The sequence below is a fragment of the Martelella endophytica genome, from assembly GCF_000960975.1.
Taxonomy (GTDB): domain Bacteria; phylum Pseudomonadota; class Alphaproteobacteria; order Rhizobiales; family Rhizobiaceae; genus Martelella; species Martelella endophytica.
This window is the reverse complement of the sequence record NZ_CP010803.1, coordinates 1,968,985-1,995,152: the sequence shown is the minus strand read 5'-3', so window position 1 is coordinate 1,995,152 and position 26,168 is coordinate 1,968,985. Positions and strand designations below refer to the sequence as shown.

At 62.9% G+C, this 26,168-nt stretch carries 26 protein-coding genes; 10 read left to right on the top strand and 16 right to left on the bottom strand.

All coding sequences use genetic code 11. The annotated features are described in order from the left end of the window. Positions 1-5 precede the first annotated feature (5 nt). The 9 genes from kduI (at position 6) to typA (ending at position 10,280) form a co-directional block, all read left to right on the top strand. The gene (gene kduI, locus TM49_RS09005; RefSeq protein ID WP_045680686.1) at positions 6-827 is read left to right on the top strand and encodes a 5-dehydro-4-deoxy-D-glucuronate isomerase; all 822 of its coding nucleotides are present in this window, start codon (positions 6-8) and stop codon (positions 825-827) included. Then, complete coding sequence (gene kduD / locus TM49_RS09000; protein WP_045680685.1) at positions 827-1,576, top strand: 2-dehydro-3-deoxy-D-gluconate 5-dehydrogenase KduD; 750 nt, start codon at positions 827-829, stop codon at positions 1,574-1,576. The genes kduI and kduD overlap by 1 nt, the downstream gene beginning before the upstream one ends. Then, a complete protein-coding gene (locus TM49_RS08995) occupies positions 1,554-3,023 on the top strand; it encodes a mannitol dehydrogenase family protein (protein WP_045680683.1) in 1,470 nt (489 codons plus the stop codon). The genes kduD and TM49_RS08995 overlap by 23 nt, the downstream gene beginning before the upstream one ends. Positions 3,024-3,079: 56 nt before the next feature. Further along, positions 3,080-4,606, top strand: a complete 1,527-nt coding sequence (locus tag TM49_RS08990) for a UxaA family hydrolase (protein ID WP_045680681.1) — start codon at positions 3,080-3,082, stop codon at positions 4,604-4,606. Between the two features lie 284 nt (positions 4,607-4,890). Beyond that, positions 4,891-5,397, top strand: a complete 507-nt coding sequence (locus TM49_RS08985) for a ferritin (protein WP_045680679.1) — start codon at positions 4,891-4,893, stop codon at positions 5,395-5,397. 2 nt (positions 5,398-5,399) lie between these two features. Further along, positions 5,400-5,678, top strand: coding sequence for a FeoA family protein (locus TM49_RS08980; protein WP_045680677.1), 279 nt, complete (start codon positions 5,400-5,402; stop codon positions 5,676-5,678). Between the two features lie 140 nt (positions 5,679-5,818). Continuing rightward, a complete protein-coding gene (feoB, locus tag TM49_RS08975; protein WP_045680675.1) occupies positions 5,819-7,657 on the top strand; it encodes a ferrous iron transport protein B in 1,839 nt (612 codons plus the stop codon). An 11-nt stretch (positions 7,658-7,668) separates the two neighbouring features. Continuing rightward, on the top strand, positions 7,669-8,295 hold the full coding sequence (locus tag TM49_RS08970) for a GUN4 domain-containing protein (RefSeq protein ID WP_045680673.1): 627 nt from the start codon (positions 7,669-7,671) through the stop codon (positions 8,293-8,295). A gap of 158 nt (positions 8,296-8,453) precedes the next feature. After that, positions 8,454-10,280 (top strand): translational GTPase TypA, encoded by a 1,827-nt coding sequence (gene typA / locus TM49_RS08965; RefSeq protein WP_045680672.1) that lies wholly within the window; start codon positions 8,454-8,456, stop codon positions 10,278-10,280. Between the two features lie 64 nt (positions 10,281-10,344). Here typA and TM49_RS08960 read toward each other — a convergent pair whose 3' ends face one another. Then, on the bottom strand, positions 10,345-11,091 hold the full coding sequence (locus tag TM49_RS08960; RefSeq protein WP_045680670.1) for an SDR family NAD(P)-dependent oxidoreductase: 747 nt from the start codon (positions 11,089-11,091) through the stop codon (positions 10,345-10,347). Between the two features lie 109 nt (positions 11,092-11,200). Between TM49_RS08960 and TM49_RS08955 the strand changes: the two genes are divergently transcribed. Then, on the top strand, positions 11,201-11,581 hold the full coding sequence (locus TM49_RS08955; protein ID WP_045680668.1) for a winged helix-turn-helix transcriptional regulator: 381 nt from the start codon (positions 11,201-11,203) through the stop codon (positions 11,579-11,581). Here TM49_RS08955 and TM49_RS08950 read toward each other — a convergent pair. From TM49_RS08950 to mtaB, 15 genes are all read right to left on the bottom strand, one after another. Beyond that, complete coding sequence (locus tag TM49_RS08950) at positions 11,562-12,134, bottom strand: nucleotidyltransferase family protein (protein WP_045680667.1); 573 nt, start codon at positions 12,132-12,134, stop codon at positions 11,562-11,564. The genes TM49_RS08955 and TM49_RS08950 overlap by 20 nt on opposite strands. Further along, positions 12,127-12,930, bottom strand: a complete 804-nt coding sequence (fdhD, locus tag TM49_RS08945; RefSeq protein ID WP_045685021.1) for a formate dehydrogenase accessory sulfurtransferase FdhD — start codon at positions 12,928-12,930, stop codon at positions 12,127-12,129. The genes TM49_RS08950 and fdhD overlap by 8 nt, the downstream gene beginning before the upstream one ends. Before the next feature lie 2 nt (positions 12,931-12,932). Next, entirely contained in the window at positions 12,933-14,321 is a 1,389-nt protein-coding gene (gene ehuR / locus TM49_RS08940; protein WP_045680666.1) for a MocR-like ectoine utilization transcription factor EhuR, read from the bottom strand. A 143-nt stretch (positions 14,322-14,464) separates the two neighbouring features. Beyond that, entirely contained in the window at positions 14,465-15,529 is a 1,065-nt protein-coding gene (locus TM49_RS08935) for a 3-carboxy-cis,cis-muconate cycloisomerase (protein ID WP_045680665.1), read from the bottom strand. Positions 15,530-15,787: 258 nt separating this feature from the next. Continuing rightward, entirely contained in the window at positions 15,788-17,197 is a 1,410-nt protein-coding gene (gene leuC, locus TM49_RS08930) for a 3-isopropylmalate dehydratase large subunit (protein WP_045685019.1), read from the bottom strand. Positions 17,198-17,455: 258 nt separating this feature from the next. After that, positions 17,456-18,286 (bottom strand): amino acid ABC transporter permease, encoded by an 831-nt coding sequence (locus TM49_RS08925; RefSeq protein WP_045680664.1) that lies wholly within the window; start codon positions 18,284-18,286, stop codon positions 17,456-17,458. Between the two features lie 36 nt (positions 18,287-18,322). Next, positions 18,323-19,117, bottom strand: coding sequence for a transporter substrate-binding domain-containing protein (locus TM49_RS08920; protein ID WP_045680663.1), 795 nt, complete (start codon positions 19,115-19,117; stop codon positions 18,323-18,325). A 125-nt stretch (positions 19,118-19,242) separates the two neighbouring features. Next, entirely contained in the window at positions 19,243-19,461 is a 219-nt protein-coding gene (locus TM49_RS23395; protein ID WP_144409516.1) for a hypothetical protein, read from the bottom strand. A 175-nt stretch (positions 19,462-19,636) separates the two neighbouring features. After that, positions 19,637-20,092: a 50S ribosomal protein L19 gene (gene rplS, locus TM49_RS08915; RefSeq protein ID WP_045680662.1), complete on the bottom strand. Its 456-nt coding sequence runs from the start codon at positions 20,090-20,092 to the stop codon at positions 19,637-19,639. A 194-nt stretch (positions 20,093-20,286) separates the two neighbouring features. Continuing rightward, entirely contained in the window at positions 20,287-21,333 is a 1,047-nt protein-coding gene (dmeF, locus tag TM49_RS08910; protein ID WP_082074679.1) for a CDF family Co(II)/Ni(II) efflux transporter DmeF, read from the bottom strand. Continuing rightward, a complete protein-coding gene (locus TM49_RS08905) occupies positions 21,330-21,608 on the bottom strand; it encodes a metal/formaldehyde-sensitive transcriptional repressor (protein WP_045680655.1) in 279 nt (92 codons plus the stop codon). Before TM49_RS08905 ends, dmeF begins: the two co-directional genes overlap by 4 nt. Positions 21,609-21,744: 136 nt before the next feature. After that, the gene (locus tag TM49_RS08900; protein ID WP_144409515.1) at positions 21,745-22,533 is read right to left on the bottom strand and encodes a DeoR/GlpR family DNA-binding transcription regulator; all 789 of its coding nucleotides are present in this window, start codon (positions 22,531-22,533) and stop codon (positions 21,745-21,747) included. 121 nt (positions 22,534-22,654) lie between these two features. Continuing rightward, entirely contained in the window at positions 22,655-23,299 is a 645-nt protein-coding gene (locus TM49_RS08895; protein ID WP_045680653.1) for a septation protein A, read from the bottom strand. Between the two features lie 120 nt (positions 23,300-23,419). Further along, the gene (ftsY, locus tag TM49_RS08890) at positions 23,420-24,769 is read right to left on the bottom strand and encodes a signal recognition particle-docking protein FtsY (protein WP_045680652.1); all 1,350 of its coding nucleotides are present in this window, start codon (positions 24,767-24,769) and stop codon (positions 23,420-23,422) included. Between the two features lie 61 nt (positions 24,770-24,830). Beyond that, on the bottom strand, positions 24,831-26,093 hold the full coding sequence (gene mtaB / locus TM49_RS08885; RefSeq protein WP_045680651.1) for a tRNA (N(6)-L-threonylcarbamoyladenosine(37)-C(2))-methylthiotransferase MtaB: 1,263 nt from the start codon (positions 26,091-26,093) through the stop codon (positions 24,831-24,833). Between the last annotated feature and the right edge of the window lie 75 nt (positions 26,094-26,168).

The following is a 26,168-nucleotide window of genomic DNA, read 5'->3' as shown; positions in this document are numbered from 1 at the left end:
ACCAGATGCTTAATGTAGAAACGCGCCACGCCATCGACCCGGCGACGGCCGCCACGTTCGACACCACCGAACTGCGCGAACATTTTCACGTCAGCAATATTTTCGTTCCCGGCGAAATCAATCTCATCTACACCCATTACGACCGCATGATCGTCGGCGGCGCCACGCCTGCCGAAGGGCCGCTCGAGCTCGATCACGTTGCCGAATGCGGCACTGCCTCGATCCTCGACCGCCGCGAGATGACCATCGTCAAGCTCGGCGGACCGGGCAAGGTCACCGCCGATGCCGAATACGACATGGTCCACGGCGACATGCTCTATCTCGGCATGGGCGCCGGCAAGATCACCTTCTCCGGCGAAGGCCGCTTCTACATCATCTCCGCGCCGGCGCATCAGACCTATCCGTCGCGCCTGATCAAGATCGCGGAAGCCGCCAATGTCACGCTGGGCGCTGCCGAAAACTGCAACGAGCGCACGATCTACCAGTTCGTCCATCCCGACGTGATGAAATCCTGCCAGCTCGTGGTCGGCATGACCAAGCTGCAGAAGGGCTCGATCTGGAATACCATGCCGGCCCACGTTCATGACCGCCGCATGGAGGCCTACCTCTATATCGACCTCGACGAGAGCGCCCGCGTCATCCACCTGATGGGTGAGCCCGACGAGACCCGTCACCTGGTGCTGAAGAACGAGGAAGGCGCGATTTCGCCGCCCTGGTCGATCCACAGCGGCGCCGGCACATCGAACTATGCCTTCATCTGGGCCATGGCCGGCGACAACGTCGACTACAAGGACGTGGAAATGGTCTCGATGGAGACGCTGAAATAATGGCTATTTCCTTTTCCCTTGAAGGCAAGCGCGCCATGGTGACCGGGGCCAATACCGGTATCGGCCAGGGTATTGCGCTTGCGCTCGGCGAGGCAGGCGCGGAGGTCGTCTGCACAGGCCGCAGTCGTTCTGATGAAACCGTCGAAATGATCACCGAGGCTGGCGGCAGGGCCGTCAGCGAGATCGTAGACCTGTCCGATCCGATGGCCGGCAAGGCATTCATCGAGGCCTATGACAAGCCGATCAACATCCTGGTCAACAATGCCGGCGTCATTCGCCGCGCAGACGCCGTCGACTTCTCCGAAGAGGACTGGGACGGCGTGATGGATGTGAACATTAAGGCGGTGTTCTTCACCTGCCAGGCCTTCGGCAAGAAGGTGCTCGCGCGTGGCGGCACCGGCAAGATCGTCAATATCGCATCGATGCTGTCCTTTCAGGGCGGTATCCGCGTGTCGTCCTACACCGCTTCCAAGAGCGCTGTAGCCGGCATCACCAAAACCCTGGCGAACGAATGGGCCGCCAGGGGGATCAATGTCAACGCGATTGCTCCTGGCTACATCACGACTGGCAACACTGCAGCCCTTCGCGCCGACGAGGATCGTTCGGCGGAAATCCTCGGCCGTATTCCGGCCGGTCGCTGGGGCTCGGCAGCCGACATGGGCGGTACGGCCGTGTTCCTATCATCACCAGCCGCGGACTATATCCACGGCGCAATACTGAATGTAGATGGAGGTTGGCTTGCCCGCTGATGTGGAAAGCCTTCCCCGGTTAAAACGCCCGGACGCGCCGCGTCCGGGCACGGGGATTGTGCATCTGGGACTGGGGGCGTTCTATCGCGCTCATGGTGCCATTTATTTTTATGAGGCCATGCGAGAGGCCGGCGGTGACTGGGGCATCGTCGGCGTCAATCTGATGACCCCGCCGAAACAGCGCGAAATCTTCGAACCGCAGGGTTTCGCCTACACCGCCGTGTCGCTCGCACCGACCGGCATCGAGCCGCAGGTGATCCCCGTGATCAATGACGTGCTCGACGCACCGGACAATCCGGAAGCCGTCCTCGCGCTGATGGCCGATCCGAAGATCAAGATCGTCACCTCGACGGTCACGGAAAAGGGCTATTGCCATTTCCCGTCCACCGGCAAGCTCAACCGCGAGCACCCCTTCATCGTCGAGGACCTGAAGGACCCGAACAGACCGAAGTCCGCGATCGGCTACATCGTCCGCGCCCTTGACCGCCGCCGCAAGGCAGGCATCCGCCCGTTCACGATGATGAGTTCAGACAACCTGCCGAACAACGGCCATGTCGTCCATGCCGTCGTCGTCGAGCTCGCCGGCATGATCGATCCCGAACTGCAGGCCTGGATCGAGAAGGAAGTGACCTTCCCCTGCACCATGATCGACCGCATCGTTCCGGCGACCAAACCTGAAGACATCGAACATGTTGCCGAACTGACCGGCGTTTACGACCCGGCACCGGTGATGCACGAACCGTTCCGGCAGTGGGTCGTCGAAGACAAGTTCGTCGATGGCCAGCGCCCGGACATCGGCGCCGTCGGCGCCCAACTCGTCGAGGACGTGACCCCGTTCGAGCACATGAAGCTGCGCTGCCTCAACGGCACGCATTCCTCGATTTCCTATCTCGGCTATCTCGCCGGCAAGGAAACCATCTACGACACGGTTTCCGACACCGTGCTTGCAGCCTACTGCAAGTTCCTCTGGGAAAAGGAAATCATCCCGGCCGTCGACGCTCCTCCCGGTGTCAGCCTTGAGGAATACACCGCCGCGCTGTTCGAGCGCTATTCCAACCCGTCGATCCGCCACCTGACATGGCAGATCGCCATGGATGGCTCGCAGAAACTGCCGCAGCGCATTCTCGAGACGGTTACGGAAAACCTCGCGGCCGGCCGACCCGTGCCGGGTCTATCGCTCGCGATCGCGGCGTGGATGCGCTATGTCGGCGGCGTCGACGAGCGTGGCAACCCGATCGACGTGCGCGACCCGCTCGCCGAAAAGCTGAAGGCCCTTTCCGATTCCGGAGAGACGCCGCGCAAGAAGGTTGAGGCGCTGGTCGGCGTGTCCGAGGTCTTCCCGAAAGCACTGCAGGACAACAAGGCCTTCGTCGATGGCCTCGTCGCCGCCTATGAAGGGCTGCTCGCCAAGGGCGCCCGTGCGATGGCGGCCGAAATCGTTAAGTAACTCATGACGGAGGTGCCCGGCCCTGCCGGACGCCTCCCATCAGGCCGGAGGCTTAAATGGCTGAACTCTGTCTCAAACTTCATCCGAAGGACACGGTCTCTATCCTGACCGGCCGCGCCGGCGCGGACGATACGCCGCTTGGTACCGGCGTGCCCCTCGAAGGGCCCGTGACCCGCGGCCACAAGATCGCCAACACCGATATTCCCGAAGGCGGCGGCATCTTCAAATTCGGGCAGCTCATCGGCTACGCGACCCGCGATATCAAGACCGGCGAACACGTCCACACCCATAACTGCACCTTCGGCGACCACGGCCGCGACTATGAGGTCGGCGCCGATCTGGAAGCCGCGAAGGCAGCGATCCCCGATGTCGCGCCGAAGAGCTTCATGGGCTATCGCCGCGCCAATGGCGCAGCCGGCACACGCAACTACATCGCAATCTGCGGAACGGTGAACTGTTCGGCCACGGTGATCCGCCGGGCGGCAGAAATCATCAATCATTCCGGCGTGCTCGACGAATACCCGAACATCGACGGCATCGCCGCCTTCGCCCACGGCACCGGCTGCGGCATGGCCTCCTCCGGTCCCGGCTTCGACAATCTGCAGCGCGTTCTGTGGGGCTATGCGACACACCCGAATGTCGGCGCGGCGGTCTTCGTCGGCCTCGGCTGCGAACAGATGCAGCTTGCCCGCATGCGCGAAATCTATGGTGAACTGGACGAAAGCCGGTTCTTCATGATGACGATCCAGGAAAACGGCGGCACCCAGAAGTCGATCGACATGATCGTCGACCACATCAAGGCCTTCCTGCCGCAGGTGAATGCCGTCGAGCGCACCGAAATCCCGGCCTCGGAACTGAAGCTCGCGCTTCAATGCGGCGGCTCGGACGGCTTTTCCGGCATCACCGCCAACCCGGCGCTCGGCATTGCCAGCGATCTTCTCATCGGCATGGGTGGCTCGGTCATTCTATCCGAAACCCCTGAAATCTATGGCGCCGAGCAGCTTCTCCTGCGCCGTGCGGCAAGCGATGCCGTGGCCCAGAAACTGCTGGAACGCATCCGCTGGTGGGAGGATTATACCGCCGCCAGCCACGGCTCGATGGACAACAATCCAAGCCCCGGCAACAAGCAGGGCGGGCTGACGACCATTCTGGAAAAATCCCTCGGCGCCGTCGCCAAGGCAGGCAGCACGCCGCTAGCCGGCGTTCTCGAATATGCAGAGCAGATCCGCGACAAGGGCCTCCTGTTCATGGACACCCCCGGCTACGACCCGGTTTCGGCGACCGGCCAAATTGCCGGCGGCGCACAGATGCTCTGTTTCACCACCGGCCGCGGCTCGGCCTTCGGCTCCAAGCCGACGCCGACGATCAAGATCGCCACCAATTCGGCGCTCTTCGCCGCCATGCCGGACGACATGGACCTCAACTGCGGCGACATTCTTTCCGATGGCGCGGACCTTCACGCCAAGGGCGAGGAAATCCTCGACTTCGTGCTGGCTTCCGCCTCGGGCAAGAAGACCAAGTCGGAAAGCCTTGGGCTCGGCGACAATGAATTTGTGCCCTGGCAGGTCGGTGCGGTGATGTAAATCAAGCCTGACCGGGTTTTCCAAGGCCGGAAGCGCGATGCGCCTCCGGCCTTTTTTCGTCCGTTTTTGAGGAGGATAGCTTCGCGCCGCTCATCGTTGCGAGCCCGACATGGCTGACCGATGATCCAATTCAGCCGACGTTCAGAAAGTTGAGGGTAACGAATGGGCGAAGCTTTCGGAAGCAAAAACAGCCTCTTAATAAAAGCTTCCTATTTTAGTTAAGTATCTTGCGAACACGCATTCCGTGTGCCATAGATTGCATAATGACAGGGAAAGGACCCCAGATGACTGTAACGAACTCGGGAGCGCTTGCACCGCAGCTGAATGAACTCCTGAACGGCGAAATGGAGGGCGCGCGCTTCTATTTCCAGGCCGCCGCCTGGTGCAATCAGCGCAACATGGCCGGCTGCAGTTCCTTCCTTCTCGCCCAGGCCAATGAAGAACTCGACCACATGCGCCGGTTCCTCGCCTATCTCTTCGACCTCGACTTCGCTGTAAAGTTTGCCGAAATGCCGGCCCCCGAAATCAAGGCGGGAACGCCGCGTGAATTGTTCTCGGCCATCCTGCAGACCGAGCAGAAGGTGACCCGCAACATCTACGCCGCCACCACCCGCGCCGAAGAGGAAGGCGACCACGCCACCTTCGAATTCCTGCAGTGGTTTGTGCGCGAGCAGCGCGAGGAGGAGACCCAGTTCTCCGATATTCTCGCCAAGATCGACCTGATCGGCGACGGCCCGCACGCGCTCTATTTCATCGACCAGGAAATCTCCAAGATCGGCGGAGCCGAATAGTCATGAACGATCCGGTCATTGATACAGCCCTTGAGGGTCGCATCGTTTCACTGGAAAGCCTTCAGCCCGGCGAAAGCGGCATTGTCGAGATTGTCGAGGCCGGACAGTTCGAAAACGGCCTTTCCGTGCGCCTGAGGGCGCTCGGACTTTCCAGCACGCATCAGGTTTCCATGGTGCGGCGCGGCTGGTTCGGCGGCCCGCTGGTGGTGCGCGCCGGCAAGGCGACCGAAATCGCCATCCGCCGCACGGAAGCCGAGCTCGTCAAGGTCCGCAAGGTCTGACGCTGCAGAAAAGTCGATGCGCGCCCGTCGCGCATCGCATACGCGACAAGAATGCCGGCAAAGGCACGCGGGTCCAACACTGAACATCGCCGACACGCCGGCTGAAAGGCCGGCTCAACAGACCCATTCCGGAAGCCGCCATGAGCCACTGTTCGCCCGCCGAAGCCAATCTCGACCTCAACGACGTGCCGCGCATTGCCATGATTGGCCAGCCGAATACCGGCAAGTCGATGCTCTACAATCGCATCACCGGTGCCAGCGCCTATGTCGGCAACTGGCCGGGCATCACGGTGTCTCTCTCCAATGCCCGCATCAGGCTCAACGGCCGCGAGACCGAATTCGTCGATCTTCCCGGCATTTACGACCTCGAAGGCTTTTCCGAAGACGAGACCGTCGTCGCCGACTTCCTGAAATCCTATCCGGTCGACCTCGTCATCATCGTCGTCAATGCCAGCCAGATCGACCGGCAGATCCTGATGCCGCTGCAGGTCAAGCAGCTCGGCCTGCCGGCGGTCATCATGCTCAACATGGCGGACGAGGCCCGCAAGAACGGCATCACCATTGATACCGAAGCGCTTTCCGCCCGGCTTGGCGTGCCCGTCCATCTGATCAGCGCCAAATATGGCGAGGGCTATCCGGAAGCGATCGCAAGCGTCGACGCCATGCTGGAGAGGCGCGCGAGTGCACCCCCGGTCTATGCCGACTACGAGGCGCTGCGCGCAACGCTGATGACCGAGGAGACGCTTGCCAGCACGCTTTCCGGCGCTGTCGTCTATCCGGAAACGCCGCCGGTGACGATGACGCAGAAGCTCGACCGCTTCCTGCTGCATCCTGTCTTCGGCCTGCCGCTGTTCTTCGCGGTGATGCTGTTCGTCTTCTACATCGTCTGGACCATCGGCCTGCCTTCGCAGGATTGGGTCGGCGCCATCACCGACTGGATCCAGAACCGCATCCTCGAGCCCGTGCTCAGCCTCGGCCCGAGCTGGCTGCAGAATTTCGTCATCAACGGCATCTGGCTCGGCGTCGCCACCGTCGCCTCCTTCGTGCCGCTGATCATGCTGTTCTTCTTCTGCATGGCAGCGGTGGAAGACAGCGGCTACCTTTCCCGCGCGGCCTATCTGATGGATACGTGGATGCGTCGCATCGGCCTCGACGGACGCTCCTTCGTGATGCAGATGATGGGCTTCGGCTGCAACGTGCCGGCGCTGATGGGAACACGAGTGATGCGCTCGCAGCCGCTCCGGCTGCTGACCATGCTGATTATCCCCTTCTCGCTCTGTTCCGCGCGACTGGCAGTGTTCGTCTTCATCATCGCCGCCGTATTCCCGCCGGCGCAGGGACCGCTGGTCCTGTTCTCCTTCTACGTCATTTCCTTCGTCGCCGCGTTTATCGCCGCCGCCATCTTCTCCCGCTCGAAGCAATTCAAGAATACCGAGCCCTTCGTTCTGGAGCTGCCGCCCTACCGCGTTCCGACGTTGCGGCAGGTCTGGCTGCGCGGCTTCGGCGAGCTGCGCGAATTCCTGCATCGCGCGACCAACTTCATCGTTATCGGAACCATCGCCGTCTGGTTCCTCACCAACTTCCCGACCGATGCTACCGGCCTCGATACCTGGGGCGGACAGCTCGGCGAGCTGCTGCAGCCGGTCATGGCGCCGATCGGCATCAATCCCTATCTGACGCTGGCGCTGATCTTCGGCTTCATCGCCAAGGAAGTGGTCATCGGCTCGCTGTCGACCATCTACGCCATGTCTTCCGGCCTCGTCGCCCATCAGATAGCGACAACCGTATCGCCGGCAGCGGCCTATTCCTTCTGCCTGTTCTGCCTGCTCTACACGCCCTGCCTGACAACGGTGGCCACCGTGCGCGCGGAAAGCCGCTCGACGATGTTCATGGTATTCTCGCTGGTCGTGTCGCTCGTCTACGCGTGGCTCGTTGCCTTCGCCTTCTATCAGGGCGCCCTCCTCCTCGGCTTCAAGTAAGGGGAATTCCGATGAAAAATCTCCTGAAGAACAAGACGTTTGCCCTGGCCGGTGGAGCATTCCTGATCGTTGTCATCTCGGCGCTGACCTTTCTGGATGGCCGCGGCGCCTACAATCCTGCGACACGCTATGGCAGGATGCGGGACGAACTTGCCGCCGGCGATTTCAAGGCCGCCAATACCGAGGCTTCGGAGATCGTGCTCCAGCTCGCAAACCGCACCAACGAGGGCTGGCTTGGCACGGACGACGTCGAGCGCCTGCCCTGCGCCGACCTTGTCTACATGGACGCGCTGTTCATGAACGCCTCCGGCGGTCGCTTCGGCCTCTCCGCCCAGGAGAAGGTGCTGGCGACGCTTGACGAGAAGGGCGAGACCACGCTTTCCCGCACACCCGACAGGCTCGATGCCTTCGGCTCCGCCGTCGGCTGGCGGCGGGACGGCCGGTGGCTCACTTATGACGAGATGAGCTTCGCGCCCGCCGATGCACCCGTGGGCCACCTGCCGGTGTTCAAGCCGGAAGACGGTATCCGCGCGCCGTTCAAATCCCGCGACGGCCACCCGCAGACAGGTGGTGCGCTGTTCGATCTCCTGGAACACCGTTTCACGGCCTGCAGACCGGAAATTCTGGCCGCAAACTGAGCTTCGAAAGGCCGTTTTGGCGATATTGCAGCCCCCTGAAGGCGGCCGCCACAAAACATTCTCTTTCGTTTTCGTCAAAATGTGTGTAAGAGCGCCCGCATGAGTACCGGGCGCTCCTCCCCAAGATTGACTGCGCCCCAGCCCCAGAGATTTAAAACATGGCACTTCGCAACATCGCGATCATCGCGCACGTTGACCATGGCAAGACGACCCTTGTCGACGAGCTTCTGAAACAGTCCGGCGCATTCCGCGAGAACCAGCGCGTTGATGAACGCGTGATGGATAGCAACGACCTCGAAAAAGAGCGCGGCATCACCATCCTCGCCAAGGCGACCTCGGTTGTCTGGAAGGACACCCGCATCAACATCGTCGACACCCCCGGCCACGCCGACTTCGGCGGTGAGGTCGAGCGCATTCTGTCGATGGTGGATGGCGCGATCGTTCTCGTCGACGCCGCCGAAGGCCCGATGCCGCAGACCAAGTTCGTGGTCGGCAAGGCACTGAAGGTTGGTCTTCGCCCGATCGTCGCAATCAACAAGATCGACCGTCCGGACGCCCGCGCCGATGAAGTCGTCAACGAGGTCTTCGACCTGTTTGCCGCTCTCGACGCCACCGACGAGCAGCTCGACTTCCATATCCTTTACGGCTCCGGCCGCGCCGGCTGGATGAACACCTCGCCGGAAGGCCCCAAGGACCAGGGCCTCGGCCCGCTCCTCGATCTCGTGGTCGATCATGTTCCGGCACCGCAGGTTGCCGAAGGCCCGTTCTCGATGATCGGCACGCTTCTGGAAGCCAACCCCTATCTCGGCCGCATCATCACCGGCCGCGTTCATTCCGGCACGATCAAGCCGAACCAGGCCGTCAAGGTTCTGAACCAGGATGGCAAGACCGTCGAAACCGGTCGCGTTTCCAAGATCCTCGCCTTCCGCGGCATCGAGCGTCAGCCAATCGAGGAAGCCCAGGCGGGCGACATCATCGCGATTGCCGGCCTTTCCAAGGGCACGGTTGCCGACACCTTCTGCGACCCGGCCATCACCACGCCGCTGACCGCCCAGCCGATCGACCCGCCGACGGTGACGATGTCCTTCATCGTCAACGACTCTCCGCTCGCCGGCACCGAAGGCGACAAGGTCACGAGCCGCGTCATCCGCGACCGCCTGTTCAAGGAAGCCGAAGGCAATGTCGCGCTGAAGATCGAGGAAGCCGAAGGCAAGGATTCATTCTACGTCTCCGGCCGTGGCGAACTCCAGCTTGCCGTGCTGATAGAGACCATGCGTCGCGAAGGCTTCGAGATCGCCGTATCGCGTCCGCGCGTAGTCATGCACAAGGACGAAGAGACCGGCGAACTGATGGAGCCGATCGAGGAAGTCGTCATCGACGTCGACGAGGAGCATTCCGGCGTCGTCGTGCAGAAGATGGCCGAGCGCAAGGGCGAGATGGTCGAACTGCGGCCTTCGGGCGGCGACCGCGTGCGCCTGCGCTTCTTCGCCCCGACCCGTGGCCTGATCGGCTATCAGTCGGAGCTTCTGACCGATACCCGCGGCACCGCGATCATGAACCGCCTGTTCCACGACTACCAGCCCTTCAAGGGCGAGATCGGTGGCCGTAACCAGGGCGTTCTTCTTTCGAACCAGGCCGGCGAAGCCGTTGCCTACGCCATGTTCAACCTCGAAGATCGCGGCCCGATGATCATCGAGCCGGGCGACAAGGTCTATGCCGGCATGATCGTCGGCATTCACACGCGCGACAACGACCTCGAGGTCAACGTCTTGAAGGGCAAGCAGCTCACCAACATCCGCTCCGCCGGCAAGGACGAAGCGGTCAAGCTGACCCCGCCGATCCGCATGACGCTCGACCGCGCGCTGTCGTGGATCCAGGACGACGAACTGATGGAAGTCACGCCGAAGTCGATCCGCCTTCGCAAGATGTATCTCGACTCCAACGAGCGCAAGCGCTTCGAAAAGACCCGCGCCGGCGCAGCCTGATACGGCGACGATACCGACCTGAAAGAACCCGGCCCAGGCGGCCGGGTTCTTTTTTGACGGCCTGTCAGACCTGCGCCGCGCCACCGTCGACGAAAACCTCGCTTCCGGTCATAAAGCTGCTGTCCTCGGAGGCCAGGAACAGGGCTGCGGCTGCCGTCTCGGATGCGTCGGCGATACGGCCGAGGGGGGTCATCGAAATCAGGCCGTCGTACATCGCATCCTTGTTGCCCGTCGATCGCGCCACCTCGCTGAGCGCCGGCGTTTCCGTCGGGCCAGGCGAGATGACGTTGACGCGGATGCCGGTGCCCTTCAGATCGAGCGCCCAGGAGCGGGCGAAATTGCGGATTGCGGCCTTGCCGGCGCTGTAAACGCTGAAGGCGGGCGTGCCCATGACGCCGGTGGTCGAACCGGTGAGGATGATCGCACCGCCCTTGCCCATCAGCGGCAGGCCCTTCTGCACGGTGAACACCATACCGCGGACGTTGATGTTGAAGAGCTCGTCGAAATGCTCCGGCGTAATCTCTCCGAGCGGGGCCAGAAGGCCGATGCCCGCATTGGCGAACAGGACATCGATATGCCCGACTTCATCGCGGATCGTTTCGAAGATACGGTCGAGGTCCTCGAGCTTTGCAACGTCGCCCTGAAGCCCGCGGGCGCCATTCCCGATCTCGGACACAGCTGCATCCAGCGCCGCCTGGCGGCGGCCAGTGATATAGACCTTGGCGCCTTCAGCGGCGAAACGCTTGGCACTCGCAAGCCCGATGCCGGTCGAGCCGCCGGTGATGACGGCAATCTTGTCTTTCAGTCTCATTTTCTGGTGTCTCCAGTTTCGTATGGGACACATCTGGGTGCGCACTTGTTTTTCCTCCAGTATGCACCATTTGGTAAGTACCCAAGTTTTTTTTTGACGGAGATGCGTCATGAGCAATGAAAGCCAGACCTTCACCTGCGGCCTGCATGCGACGCTGGCGCTGATCGGATCGAAGTGGAAGCCGCTGATCCTGACCTTTCTCGGCCAGAAGACCCGCCGCTACGGCGAGCTCAAGCGCGCGGTGCGCGATGCCAGCTACAAGGTGCTGATCCAGCATCTGAAGGAACTGGAAGCCGACGGGCTGATCGTGCGCAAGGATTTCGGCGAGGTGCCGCCACGGGTCGAATATTCGCTGACGCCGTTCGGCGAAAGCCTGGTTCAGGCGCTGAAGCCGCTCTGCGGCTGGGGCGAGGAGAACCGGGCGGATATCGAGGCTTCGATGGCAAATGGCCGGGCCACGCGCATCCCGATCAATCATCCCATCGCATGACGGCGAGCTCGGGCCACAAGGTCTGCCAGCGGCCGACCTTCGCCTCATAGACCTCGCGGGAAACCTGAGTCTTGTTCGGCCGCACGGTGGCACTCATCAGATCGGAAAGGCCGAACGGGGCCTCGACCTCGATCCCGCCGGGACCGGGCCGGATGCCGATCGACGTCGCCGTCGTCGGGAAGGTGGCGATGGCGCGGGCGGTATTGTCATAGGGCGCGATCGCATAGCCGAACCGCCCCGGATACCAGAGATGCACCCGCGCCTGGTTCTTGACGTCGAGCCAGGCGGGGATGTCGGAAAACAGCGCCCGGATACGCGCCGCCTCGTGCGCCTCCGCCCTTTCGGAAAGATCATCCGGATCGAAATAAACGATATCGATATCGGCAATACCGCGGTCCGGCGCGTAGCCGAACCGATCGTTCCACACCGTCTGCGCCAGCGCACCGGCGACCAGCCAGCAGTCGGGCAGCGCAATCCGTTCCCACGCCAGCAGGATCGGTGCCAGCAGCGGGCTTCGCTCGACAGCGCCGATCAGGCGGGAGACGTCATCCATTATCCCTAACCTTCACGCGGTGAGCATGCGTGTAGACCGAAAAGCCGTCGCCGCGGGCCGTCGCAATCAGTGTGATGCCGGCGGCCTCTGCGGTGTCGATGGCAAGTGCGGTCGGGTTCGATATCGCGATCAGGACCGTTGCGCCGGCGGTGGCCGTCTTCTGGATCATCTCCACCGAAAGCCGGCTGGTGACGACAACGGCGCCGGTTGCGCCTTCAATGCCCTGCCGCACCAACGCGCCAACGAGCTTGTCGAGCGCATTGTGCCGCCCGACATCCTCGCGCACGACCAGCATCCCCTCCCCCGGCCGGTAGAAGCCAGTGCCGTGAACCGCGCGGGTTTCGGCAAACAGCGGCTGCTGCGGAAACAGGGCCTCGACGGCGGCATTGACGTCTTGGGGGCGAAGGGTGAAGCCATCGCCAACGCGCAAAACGCTCCGCATCGCCGCATCGATGCTTTCCAGCCCGCAGAGCCCGCAGCCGACCGGCCCCGCCATTGATCGCCGGCGGGCCGCAAGCGCATCCGAACGGTCTCCCGCGAGGGTAATCTGCAGGTCGATACCCTTGTCGAACGGCACCACATCGACCTCGAGGATCTCCACGGCGCTGCCGACGATCCCCTCCGTCAGGCTGAAGCCATAGGCAAAATCGACAAGATCGGCCGGCGTCGCCATCATCACCGCATGCGACGAACCGCGATAGCTCATCGCGATGGCGACTTCCGCGGGAACGGCCCGTTCCGCCGACTTCGCGCTGCCATCGGCAAAGACCAACGCCGGCTTTCGTTCGGAGACCACCGTCACGCCAGAGCCGGTTTCGGCGGTTGCTTCGCGCCTTGAAGCATCGCGGTGATGAGGGCGAGCGAGGAGGCAAGCTCGATCTCGCTGCAGGCGGCAAGCGAGACCCGGATCGCCGGCGCGCCACTGCCGCGGCCGACGCGGAATGTCGAACAACCGGCAACCGAAACCCCGCGAAGGCGGGCGCGGTCGACAAAGGTCGCCTCGTTCATATGCTCCGGCAGGGGAAGCCAGAGATGCAGCGCACCGGGCGTCATCCGGTAGCTGAGGCCGGCGAGCTCCTTTTCCGCAATCGCGCGGCGGCGTTTCAGCGCCATGCGCTGCCAGTTTATGAGTTCGGTCGCTGTGCCGTCGAAGATCCAGCGGCTGGCGATCTCCGCCATCACCGGCGTCGCGACCCAGTTTGCAGCCAGATAGCGGTTGGAAACGGCGGCGGCAAAACGGTCTGGCGCCGCAACGAAGCCGCAGCGCAGCCCCGGTATCGTGTTCTTGGAAAGGTCGGTCATGTAAAGCGTGCGCTCGGGCGCGAACGAGGCCACCGGCGGCGGCCGATTGTCGACCAGGGGCCCGAGCACGTCGTTTTCGATGATCGCAAGGTCGAGGCGGCGGGCAATGGCTGCAATCGCCCGACGCCGCGGCGCACTCATGAGAATGCCCTGAGGCCCGGCGGCCGAGGGCTGCAGGAAGATCGCGCGCAGCCGCTTGCGGCCGGCCAGTGCCTCAAGTGCGGCCGGCACGATGCCCTCCGCATCCACCTCGACACCTTCGAGATCGATGCCGAGGTAGCCGGCGAGCGGGCGCACCATGGGATGAGTCAGTTCCTCGGTCGCGAGCGCCGATCCGGCGGGAACGACGCTCATGAAGGCCGCCGTCATCGCATCGCTCGAGCCGTTGGTAACGGTGATGCCATGCGGCGGCGCCTTGACCCCGCAGGCGGCCAGCCAGTTGACTCCCGCCATGCGGTAGCGCTTGAACAGCGCATTCGGCATCATCGAGAAGGCCAGTTCCGGCGGCATGGTGTTGCCGAGCTCGGCAAAGGCATTGCGGAATTTCGCCAGGCTGCGGCTTTCGCAGACCGGCTTCAGGATCGAGAGGTCGATGACGCCGGTCGCCCCTTCGGCCAGATAGGGCCGCTCCGGCCCCTTCGGCGCCGCCTTGACGTAGGAGCCGCGGCCAACCTCGCCGGTCACCATGCCGCGCCGGGCCAGTTCCTCATAGGCGCGGCTGACGGTCTGCACGGAGATCTTGAGGTCCGAGGCCATCTGCCGCTGCGGCGGCAGCCGCATGCCGTCGATCAGCAGGCCATCACGAATGGCACCCGCGATCTGTTCGGCAATGGAAAGATAGGCCGGCCGCTTGATCAGCCGGGGATTTGGTCGCCATTTGGTCATGGGCCGATGGTGCGGCAAATCATGTCAATTGACAATAGCCTTGCGACGCCTGGCGGAACCACAAGCGGCCGACAAGATCATGATTTTTCGCCGTCTTCACCGCCGGCCGCTGTGAGCAGCCTGCTGCAAATCAGTGCAATTGGTTAAGATTTGGCGACTGTGCCGAGGCTCTTGATCCGGGTGCAGAGCAGATCGGCGAGTTTCAGCGAGGCTGCGGCCGCGGCCACCATCTGCGGCAGCGTCAGCCACTCCAGCGTCCAGGCCGCGCCCGAACGCTCCTGCTCGTGCACCAGGGCGGAATGCATGCCCGAAAGCTGCACCGCGTTGAAGCGGGCGAGCGATACCAGCACCTCGGCGGCCACCGGGTTGCGCTTGCCCTCGATATCGGAGGATTCGCCGCCATCCACCAGCTCGATCTCGCCGCCCATTTCGGCCAGCAGCGCGATATCGAGGCCGAACTTGCCGAGATTGCCGGTGATCTGCGACATCGCGGAAGCGAACTCGGCAAGCACGTTGCGCTGGTTCTGCCACTGCGGCGCATCGATGAGGCCGAGAATATCGGCGAGCATCGCCCGGACCTCGACGCCGCTTTCCGGCAACTTGTCAAGCGTGCCGACCGCGCCGCCGAACTGGACGGCAAAAAGCTGGCTGTCGACCCGCACGAGGAATTGACGGAGGTAGAGCACCGGCTCGCGCCACGAGCGCAGACGGTCCGATACCGTGATCGGCAGCGCCGGCTGCATGCGCGTGCGACCCATGAGGGTGCGCTCACCGAAACGCGCATCCAGCGTGTCGATGCGCTGGAACAGATGATCGAGGCGATCCAGCAGAAGCGTCGAGACTGCGGAAAGCCGCATCATCAGCGAGGTGTCGATGACATCCTGGCTGGTTGCGCCGAAATGGAGGTACTGCCCGGCCTTGGGACCGACAGCGGCCCTGAGCTGGCGCACCAGATCAGGCACGACGATGCCATCGCGGCCCGTCGCCTTCTTCAGCGACGCGATATCCGGCTTGAACTTAGCGCAGGTCTCGCCGATCGCCTTTGCCGCCTCTTCCGGAATGACACCGGCCCGCGCCTCGGCCTCGGCAAGTGCGGCTTCGAAGGCCAGCATCGCTTCGATTTCCGCATCAAGCGAGAAAAAGGCGGCGATTTCCTCGTCGCCCACGAGCCCCGAGAGAACGGGGTGGTCAAACGCTGAATAGCTCATGAGTTACAATCACTTGCTTTTGTCGGGAGGCGACCGGCATCATTCCGCGGCACCTCCGAGGTTCCGTCCACATTGCGACAATGCGACCAAACAAGCAAGCCCGGGCGGGATTTTGCGGTTTGTTCAGGAGGCATTCCCGTCTGGCACAAAATACACCGCGAGGTATGGCAAGGGTGACCGCACTTAAGCGCTCACCTTCGCCTGCACTCCCCCGGAGATGTGGCCGGGGGAGATTAAAGTCTGCGACGCCTCAGGACGTTATTTCCAAGCGCGGATATCCACGAAGTGGCCCTCGATGGCGGCAGCGGCGGCCATGGCGGGGGAGACGAGATGGGTGCGGCCCTTGTAGCCCTGGCGGCCCTCGAAATTGCGGTTCGAGGTCGAGGCGCAGCGCTCCTCCGGCTTCAGCCGGTCGTCGTTCATGGCAAGGCACATGGAACAGCCCGGCTCGCGCCATTCGAAGCCGGCCTCGATGAAGATCTTGTCCAGACCTTCGGCTTCCGCCTGTTCCTTGACGAGGCCGGAGCCCGGAACCACCATGGCATTGACGTTCCCGGCGACCTTGCGGCCCCTGGCAACGGCGGCAGCCGCGCGAAGGTCCTCGATGCGGCCATTGGTGCACGAGCCTATGAAGACGCGATCGATCGTCACGTCGGTCATCTTCTTGCCGGGCGTGAGGCCCATATATTTCAGCGCCCGCCACTTGGAGGCGCGTTTGGTCTCGTCGGCGATATCGTCGGGGTTCGGCACTTCGCCGGTGACCGCGATGACATCTTCCGGAGACGAGCCCCAGGAGACGATCGGCGGCAGGTTGGCGGCATCGAGCGTGACGACGCGGTCATATTCCGCGCCCTCGTCGGTGGTCAGCGACTGCCAGTACTCGACGGCACGGTCCCAGGCTTCGCCCTCGGGCGCACGCGGACGGCCCTTGATGTATTCGAAGGTCTTCTCGTCCGGCGCGATCAGGCCGGCGCGGGCACCGCCCTCGATGGTCATGTTGCAGACCGTCATACGGCCTTCCATCGACAGGTCGCGGATCGCCTCGCCGGCGAACTCGATGACGTGACCGGTGCCACCGGCCGTGCCGATCTCGCCGATGATGGCGAGGATGATGTCCTTGGCGGTGACGCCTTCCGGCGCCTTGCCGTCGACACGCACCAGCATGTTCTTGGCCTTCTTCTGGATCAGCGTCTGAGTGGCGAGCACATGCTCGACCTCCGAGGTGCCGATGCCGTGGGCGAGCGCACCGAAGGCGCCATGCGTCGAGGTGTGGCTGTCGCCGCAGACGATGGTCATGCCCGGCAGAGTGAAGCCCTGCTCGGGGCCGACGATGTGGACGATGCCCTGACGCTTGTCCTTCTCGGAGTAATATTCGACGCCGAAATCGAGCGCGTTCTGGGCAAGGGCGGCCACCTGGATGCGGCTTTCCTCGTTCTTGATGCCGTTGACGCGGTCCGGTGTGGTCGGAACGTTGTGGTCGACCACAGCCAGCGTCTTCAGCGGCGCGTGAACCTTGCGGTGGGCGAGCCTCAGGCCTTCGAACGCCTGCGGGCTGGTGACTTCATGCACCAGATGGCGGTCGATGTAGAGGAGACAGGTCCCGTCATCCTGGCTGTCCACCAGATGGTCGTCCCAGATCTTGTCGTAGAGTGTGCGAGCTTTGCTCATGGTTTCATGACCCATATGTCGAAAAGGAAGAATATGGCGCAGACGCCGGTGTTCGTCGGAAGACCGGATCAGCTAAGTCGGGCGTTGAGCGCGCCGGAAAGCATCGCAAAGAACCGCCCCGGCAGACGCTTGCGGTCCTGCAGAACGAACGGCCTGAAACGGACGGCCTGGTTGCAATGTTCAATGATCCTCATGTGCCGCGTATTACCAGCTTTCCCGAGGTTCGGCAATCACTTCCGAGAATGGTTCAAAACTGGCTCAGCGCCTGAGATCATAGCCGGCCCGCCGGCGCATGCGGCGCTCGAAGCCGCGCAGCAGCAGCGACAGACCGATGGTCAGGATCAGGTAGACATAGGCGACGATCGAATAGGTCTCGAAGAAGCGGAACGAACTCGCGGCGTAGACCTTGCCCATCTGGGTGATGTCGGCGACGCCGAGCACGGAGACGAGCGAGGAATCCTTCACCATTGAGACGAAGTCGTTGGAGAGCGGCGGAAAGATCGTGCGGATCGCCTGCGGAAAGACGATCAGGCGGAAGCGCTGGAACCGGCTGAGCCCGAGCGCCTTCGCCGCCTCAAGCTGCCCCTCCTCCACGGCCTGGATGCCGGCGCGGAAGATCTCCGCGATGAAGGCGGCGTAGCCGATGGTGAGCGCGATGACGGCCCGCCACAGAAGCGAGAAGTCACGAACGACGATCTTCTGCATCACGCCCGCATCGATCAGCGGCGTCAGCACGAAATTGGCAAGCCAGACCATCGCCGGCGCGCCGACGAAGGCCACATAGAAGAGCAGCACCAGAATCGGGATGCCGCGGATGATCTCGACGTAGAACCGCGCGATCTGCCGAAGTGCCACGCTGCCGGAAAGCCCGAGCAGGGCGATCAACAGACCGAAAAGCACGGCAAGCGCAAAGGCGACCAGCGTGACAAAGACCGTCACGCCGATCCCCTTCGAAACGATGCCGAAGACTTCGGCATAACGCCCGTTAAGGGCGATGGAGACGGCAATTGCCGCGGCGAGCACCAGGACGGCATAGAGCCACCAGGGCCGCTCGCCCTTGTTGCCCGCGGGCAATGTCTGAAAATCCATGATTCTTCCGTGAGTCCGTTGGGCGCGAGGCTCCTTTTACTGACCCATCTTGTAATCGAAAAACCATTTCTTGTTCAGGGCATCAAGCGTGCCGTCGGCCTTCATCGAAGCGATGGCGTCATCGATCGCATCCTGCAGATAGGAATCCGGCGGGAAGATGAAGCCGAAGTCCTCAGCCCCAAGCGGCTCGCCAACAAGCTTCAGCGCGCCATCCGAAACATTTACATAACCGTTCGCGGCGGTGCTGTCGGTGAGCACAAGATCGACGTCGCCTATCCGAAGCGCCTGAACGGCCGCGCCGATGGTCTCATATAGCTTGATACGCGGGTTCTGCTCGTTGCCGTCGAGCACATCGTAGACAGCAGTGTAGAAGGGCGTGGTGCCGGCCTGCGTGCCGATCAGCCCACCATCCAGTGCTGCGAACCCCTCCGCATCGCTAAAACGATCCTCGTCGCCGCGGACCAGCATCAGCATTTCGGAATGCATGTAGGGAGCGGAGAAATCCACCATCTCCATCCTGTCCTCGCGGATGGTGATGCCGTCCATGCCCATGTCGTACTGGCCGTCGTGAATGGCCTGGATCATCGCATCCCAGCTCGTCGTCTCGTATTCGACCTGAAAGTTGAGCCGGCGCGCCATTTCATTGACAGCGTCATATTCCCAACCGATGGCATCACCGGTCTTGGGGTCAACGAACTGCAGCGGCGGATAGGTGTTTTCGGCAACAACGGTGACCGTGCGCCCCTTAAGGTCCGGCAGATCGTCGGCGATGGCGGAGGTGGCGGCGAGCGCGGCGAAAAGCGTGGCGGCAAGGGCGCAGCGTGCGAACATGAATGTCTCCCTTAAACAAGTTCCAGCAGAACGTGTCACATCAGGATACAGATAGGCAAGCCGCTCACGCCCGCAAAACGCCGCATGCACCGTGCCTCTTCACGGCCGGAAGATGCCGCCTTCGCTCAGCGGGCGCGCCAGCGCAACATCGCCCGACCGAAATCGGCCGTGCCGCCCAGGCGGCCAAGCCGGGCAAAGGCGCCCTGCGCCCCGGTCTTTTCAAGATCGGCAAGAAAATCGAATGCGTCGCGAGACCTGACCGTTTCGGCCAGAACCGGTGTGGCAATCGAGCCCAGGATCATCGGGCTTTCTACGCCAGCCACAATGGCGCGCTGTGTGTGCATTTCAGCTCCATTCGGCGCTTCGCCCCTTAAGGGCTATCGCACCTTTCATTCAACCGGAGATGCAGATAGGAGCCAATTCGGGCTTTTTCCAGTCGGGAACGGAGACTGCAATCCAGACATGCAAAAAGAGCCGCCCCAGGGGACGGCTCTTTCAAAATACGTGGCGCAGAAACGCTTATTCGGCGCTGGACGCTGCGTCCTTCTCGGCCTTCGCGGCGGCGCGGGCGGCAGCAGCCGCTTCGCGGGCATCGTCGTTCAGGCGACGCGAACGGACCGAGGTGTTTTCGGCGATACGAGCCGACTTGCCGCGACGATCGCGCAGGTAGTAGAGCTTGGCGCGGCGAACCTTACCGCGGCGGATGACTTCGACGCCTTCAACCTGCGGCGAGTATACCGGGAATACGCGCTCGACGCCTTCGCCGTAGGAAATCTTGCGAACGGTGAAATTCTCGTGGATGCCGCCGCCGGAGCGGGCGATGCAAACGCCTTCGAAGGCCTGTACACGGGTACGGGTACCTTCCGTCACGCGGACGTTGACGCGCACGGTGTCACCGGCTTCGAACGGGGGAAGTTCACGCTGACCGGCGATGCGCGCGGTCTCTTCAGCTTCGAGCTGCTCGATGATGTTCATCGGTCTAACCTCTTTCAAATCTTGCTTTAACGGCCAGAGCGCCCGACGATGATCCTTTGGTCAATGCCTCCGGATTTGCCTTCTTCGAAGGCGGGAGCGTTACGCGGTTTTTCATTTGGGTGACCGGATGTTCCAGTCAGGGCGGGCGTATAGACGATTTTCACCCGCCTGTCACCCCCTATTCGCCCGAAGCCTCAGGCGGTTTCGACTTCGACCGTCAGATGCGAGAGGCCCTGCACCGCGGCAAGCTTGTCGCGGTAGTAGGTGACAGGCTTCGGATGATCGGCGGCGAGCGAAATGATGGCGGCCCGGTGGCCGGGGCCGAGATACCACAGATGCAGGTCCTGAACACGGGCGCCTTCCGCCTCGACGATGCGGCGGATTTCCGGCGACAGGTCCTCCGCATCGCTGTTGTAGTCGACCAGCACCGCACCGGTATCGCGCATCAGTGTCCACGACCAGCGCGCAATCACAATGGCCCCGACAATGCCCATCAGCGGATCGAGGAACGACCAGCCGAACATCCGGCCGAACGCCAGTGCCACGATCGCCAGCACCGAGGTCAGCGCATCGGCCAGCACATGCAGATAAGCGGCGCGCAGATTGTGGTCGTGGGCATCATGGCCATGCGAATGCCCATGCGCATGACCGTGCGAATGACCATGATTTTCATGCAGCAGCACGGCGCAGACGAGGTTGACGACGAGACCGATCACCGCGACGAGTATGGCGTCGGTGAAGTTGATGCTGACCGGACTTCTGAGTCGCATCAGGCTTTCCCAGCCGATGAGCAGCGCGATCAGCGCCAGCACCACGGCGCTGCCGAAGGCGGCAAGATCCCCGATCTTGCCGGTTCCGAAGGAAAAGCGTGGATTGTTGGCGTTGCGCCGAGCGTAGAGATAGGCAAGGGCCGCAATCAGCATTGCCGCCGCATGGGTCGACATGTGCCAGCCGTCGGCCGTCAACGCCATTGAACCGAACAGCGAGCCGCAGACGATCTCGACCACCATCATCGTGGCGGTGATGGCGATCACCAGCCAGGTGCGCTTCTCGTTGCGGTCATGATTGTCGCCGAGAAACACATGGTCGTGCTCGCCCGCCAGAGCGGGACCATGGTGGTCGTGGTGTGCATGATCGTGGTGATCGCCGTGCGCATGATCATGTCCGTGCCCATGATCGTGATCGTGATCGTGATCGTGATCGTGATCGTGATCGTGAGGATGCGTGTGGTCGTGGGTCATTTCAAGTACCGCCTTATAACCGCGATCAGTTCCTCCGCGCCCGCGGCACTCGCCTCATTGCCAGGCGCCAGCGGTGCTACGACATGTTCGCGCATGTGATCCTCGATCAGCTCCAGCGTCAGCCCGTTGACTGCACCGCGCACCGAGGCGACGAGATTGAGAACATCGGCGCAGGGTGCACCGGCCTCGAGTTGCCGCTCCACGGCCTCGAGCTGCCCCTTCAGCCGACGGACCCGGGCGAGAAGCCTGTCCTTGTTTTGCTGTGTATGTGACATAGCATAGGAGGGTACCCTATATATTCATGCGATGCAACGGCCGCCGCCCAGCAAGCAGTCCGGGTGGAGCATGGGAAATTCCGGCAAGAAGCCGTGTCGCAAAGCCCGACAGAGACGGCGGGGACAGGGAGGTGGATCAGGCGGCGGTTCCCGCCGGGGCCGGCTCGCCCAGTTCGATTGCAAGACTCGCTTCGCGCAGAAGGCGGTCGAAGGGCGGATCGGGCATGCGTTCGCAGATCAGTTCGTCCATATCGGACAGGCTTGCAAGCCGCACCAGCGCGCGGCGGCCGAACTTGCTGGTGTCGACGGCCAGCAGCGTGCGTTCGGCCTGCTGCATCGCCGCCTGCACGGCCTCCACTTCGGCATGATCGTCATCGCAGATATCGCCGGCGACATCGATGCCGCTGACCGCGATCACGGCCAGCTCGAACTTGAAGCGGCGGATGAATTCGGCCGTCTCCTGATGAAAGACGCCGGCATCCACCTGGCGGACGAAGCCGCCCGGCACGGCGATGGTGAAATCGGTGCCCTCGGAGAGAATATTGGCGACGCGCAGCGAATAGGTGACCACCCGAAGCCCTTTGTGCCCAACGAGCGCGCGGGCGATTGCCTCGCAGGTGGTTCCGGTATCAAGGAAGATGGTCGCGCCGTCATAGATGCGGGCGGCGACGAGGCGGGCGATGATCTCCTTGGCCTCGGCATTCTCGACACGCCGGGCACGGTAGACCAGCGGATCGACCGACATCGACAAGGTCGCGCCGCCATGCAGCCGGCGCACCTTGCCGGCATGTTCAAGGTCCTGGATGTCGCGGCGCGCCGTCTGGGTCGTCACCGAAAAGCGCTGGGCGATCTCCTCCAGCGACATGTAGTGATATTGCTCCAGAAACCGTATCAATGCCTGCTGACGGCGCGTCTTCTTGTCCATGCTGCACATCGCCCCCGATTACCCTGCCACTCCCGCAACCAGCCCGACACGGCAAGCGCAGCCGAAACTATGACGCCGGCGCCCTAAAGGCAACTGAGGGGCATCGGCCAGCGATCGGCGTTCACTGCCCGTCTTCGGGCTTCTCCTCGCCGACCGGATCGATCGAGTGGCGCATGATCAGCGGCATCTGCGACAGCGTGAAGATGATGGTGATCGGCATGGTCGCCCAGACCTTGAAATTGACCCAGACATCGGCGGAGAAATTGCGCCAGACGACCTCGTTCAGGATGGCGAGGAAGACGAAGAACAGGCCCCAGCGCAGCGTCAGCTTGCGCCAGCCTTCGTCATCCAGCCTGAAGGCGGAGTGGAATACGTAGCCGAGCAGCGACTTGCCGAACAGAAGGCCGCCGAGCAGCACGACGGCGAACAGGCCGTTGACGATGGTCGGCTTCATCTTGATGAAGGTCTCGTCCTGCAGCCAGATCGACAGCGCCCCGAAGATCAGCACCACGACGCCGGATACGAGCGGCATGATCGGGATATTGCCCATGACGATGCGCGAGGCGATGAGCGAAATCACGGTTGCGGCCATGAACAGTGCGGTTGCCACCAGAAGCGGCGAGCCGAATGCGGCGAGCGCCGGAAACATCTTCATCAGCCATTCGCCGCGCAGGTTGGCGAAGAAGAAGATCAGAAGTGGCCCGAGCTCGAAGACGAGCTTCAAAACCGGATCTTCCTTCTGTTCCTTGGAAAGTTTTGTGGTCATGCCGTTTCCTGTTCGGGGCCGTAGTGGCGCCCTTGGCTCATATCATAGGGGGGCATGGCCCTTTCAACCCAAAAAGCGGCGATTTTGCGAGGAAAACCGCGCGAGGGACACAAACCTGCCTCAGGCCTCTTCCTCAAGCTCCGTGCCGGCGATCGCCTGGGCGAATTCGGCCGCCTCGAACGGCTCCAGATCGTCGATGCCCTCGCCGACGCCGATGAAATAGACCGGCAATTTGTGCTTGGCGGCGATCGCAACGAGGATACCGCCGCGCGCCGTGCCATCGAGCTTGGTCATCACCAGACCGGAGACGCCGGCGACGTTGCGGAAGATCTCCACCTGGTTCATCGCATTCTGCCCGGTCGTCGCATCCAGCGTCTGCAGCACTGTGTGCGGTGCATCCGGATCGAGCTTGCCCAGCACGCGGACAATCTTCGACAGTTCGTCCATCAGTTCGGCCTTGTTCTGCAGCCGGCCGGCGGTGTCGATGATGACGACGTCGGAGCCGTTTTCCTGGCCGCGCTTGAAGGCGTCATAGGCGAGGCCCGCCGCATCCGCGCCAAGCTTGGTGCCGACGAATTCGGCTCCGGTCCGATCGGCCCAGATCTTCAGCTGCTCGATGGCGGCGGCACGGAAGGTGTCGCCGGCGCCGAGCGTCACCTTGAGCCCGGCACGCGTCAGCTTGGCGGCAAGCTTGCCGATGGTGGTGGTCTTGCCGGTGCCATTGACGCCGACGACGAGGATGACATGGGGCTTGACGGAGAGATCGAGCGCGAGCGGCCTTGCCACCGGCTCGAGCACCTTGGTGATCTCACCCGCCATGATGCGCACGACATCCTTGCCGGAAACATCGCGGCCATAGCGTTCCGACGACAGCGTGTCGGTGATCCGCATCGCCGTCTCGACGCCGAGGTCGGCCTGGATCAGCAGGTCTTCCAGCTCCTCCAGCGCCTCTTCATCGAGCTTGCGCTTGGTAAACAGCGCCGCGATCTGGCCGGAAAGCTGCTGCGAGGTGCGCAGCAGCCCGGCACGCAGGCGCTGGAACCAGGTCATCCGCTTCTTCGGCTGCGCCACGGCAGGCGCTACCGGGCGCGGTCCGCTGACGATTTCAAAGCCGGTGTTCTTGACGTGGGCAGGCGGCGCTTCGGGCGCAGGCGTTTCAACCGGTGGCGCAGGCGGAACTTCGGCCGCCGGTTCCGGCCGCACTTCAGGCTGTACCAGCTCCGCCTCTTCCGGCTCGACAGTGGACGGCCCGACGACACCACCGACGATGCTGTCATCATCCCACGGATCGGCGCTATCGGCTTCCTCGACGACGGCGGGAGCCTCCGGCGCTGGCGCCTCGGGGAAAACGACCTCCTGCTCCTCGGGCAGCGCGACGTCCTCAGGCGTTTCCGCAACAACCTGCGGATCGTCCTTCGGGCCCTTGTTGCGGCCGAAGGTGAAGACGTTTTTCATGAAGCCGATGGCCATGGGAATATTTTCCTCTGCTTGCCGGTAGTCGTACCCTTATCCTTTGGGCCGGCAAGCCTTGTCAACGCCGCGAAAGCTCCGCGGCAAGCCTGCCGCCCTCGTGACCGGTGATCCAGGCCTCCACAAAGAGCCCTGGCGCAAAGCCCGGCGTAGCAACCGGCGTGAAGTTTTCGCTGTGGCCGTTTTCGCCGCGTTCGGTCAGCACGGTGACCGTCGTGCCGACCATGCGGTCGAGATGGTTCCGCATCAGCCTTTCGCCCGTTTCGCGCAGCCGCCGCGCCCTCTCCTTGACCAGCGCCCGGTCGAGTTGGGGCATCCGCGCTGCCGGCGTTCCGGGACGCGGGCTATAGGGAAAGACATGCAGCCGGGCGATATCGGCCTCTTCGGCAAGCCGCACCAGATTTTCGAAATGCGCCTCGGTCTCCGTCGGGAACCCGGCGATGAAATCGGCGCCGAAGGCAATGCCGGGGCGCAGTTCGCGGGCCTTCGCCATGAAGCCGAGCGCATCGGCGGAGGAATGCCGGCGTTTCATCCGCTTCAGGATCAGGTCATCGCCATGCTGCAGCGACAGGTGCAGATGCGGCATGAAGCGCGGCTCGTCGGCGATGAGATCGAGAAGATGGCGATCGACCTCGATACTGTCGATCGAGGACAGCCTGAGGCGGGCAATCTCCGGCACCTGCCTCAGCAGCGTCTTCGCCAGCAGGCCGAGCGTCGGCGCGCCCGGAAGGTCGGCACCATAGGATGTGGCATCGACGCCGGTCAGCACCATCTCGCGATAGCCCTCTTCGGCAAGCCTGCGGGCCTGATCAACGACGGCGCCCATCGGCACGGAACGGGAATTGCCGCGACCATAAGGGATGATGCAGAAGGTGCAGCGGTGGTCGCAGCCATTCTGCACCTGCAGAAAGGCACGCACATGGCCGTCAATGCTCTCCACCATCTGCGGCGCCGTCTCGGTCACGCTCATGATGTCGTTGACGATCAGCTTTTCTTCGGCGGCGACGCCGAAATCCGGCAACGCGCGATAGTGTCGTGCTTCCAGCTTCTCGGCGTTCCCGAGCACCGCATCGACCTCCGGCATCTTCGCGAAGGTCTCCTTTTCGGTCTGCGCCGCACAGCCGGCCACAACGATGCGGGCCGAGGGGTTCTCCCGTCGCGCCCTGCGGATCGCCTGACGCGCCTGGCGCACGGCTTCGCCGGTCACCGCGCAGGTATTCACCAGAACGGCATCCTCAAGCCCCGCCTCTTGCGCGGCCTTGAGCATGACTTCGCTCTCATAGGTGTTCAGCCTGCAGCCGAATGTCAGGGTCTTGATGGTCATCGCGCTCGTCGCGGTTTCGTTTGGCCGCTATATGGCGCAATCCCGGCCGGATTGGAAGCTCAGTCTGGTGGAGGA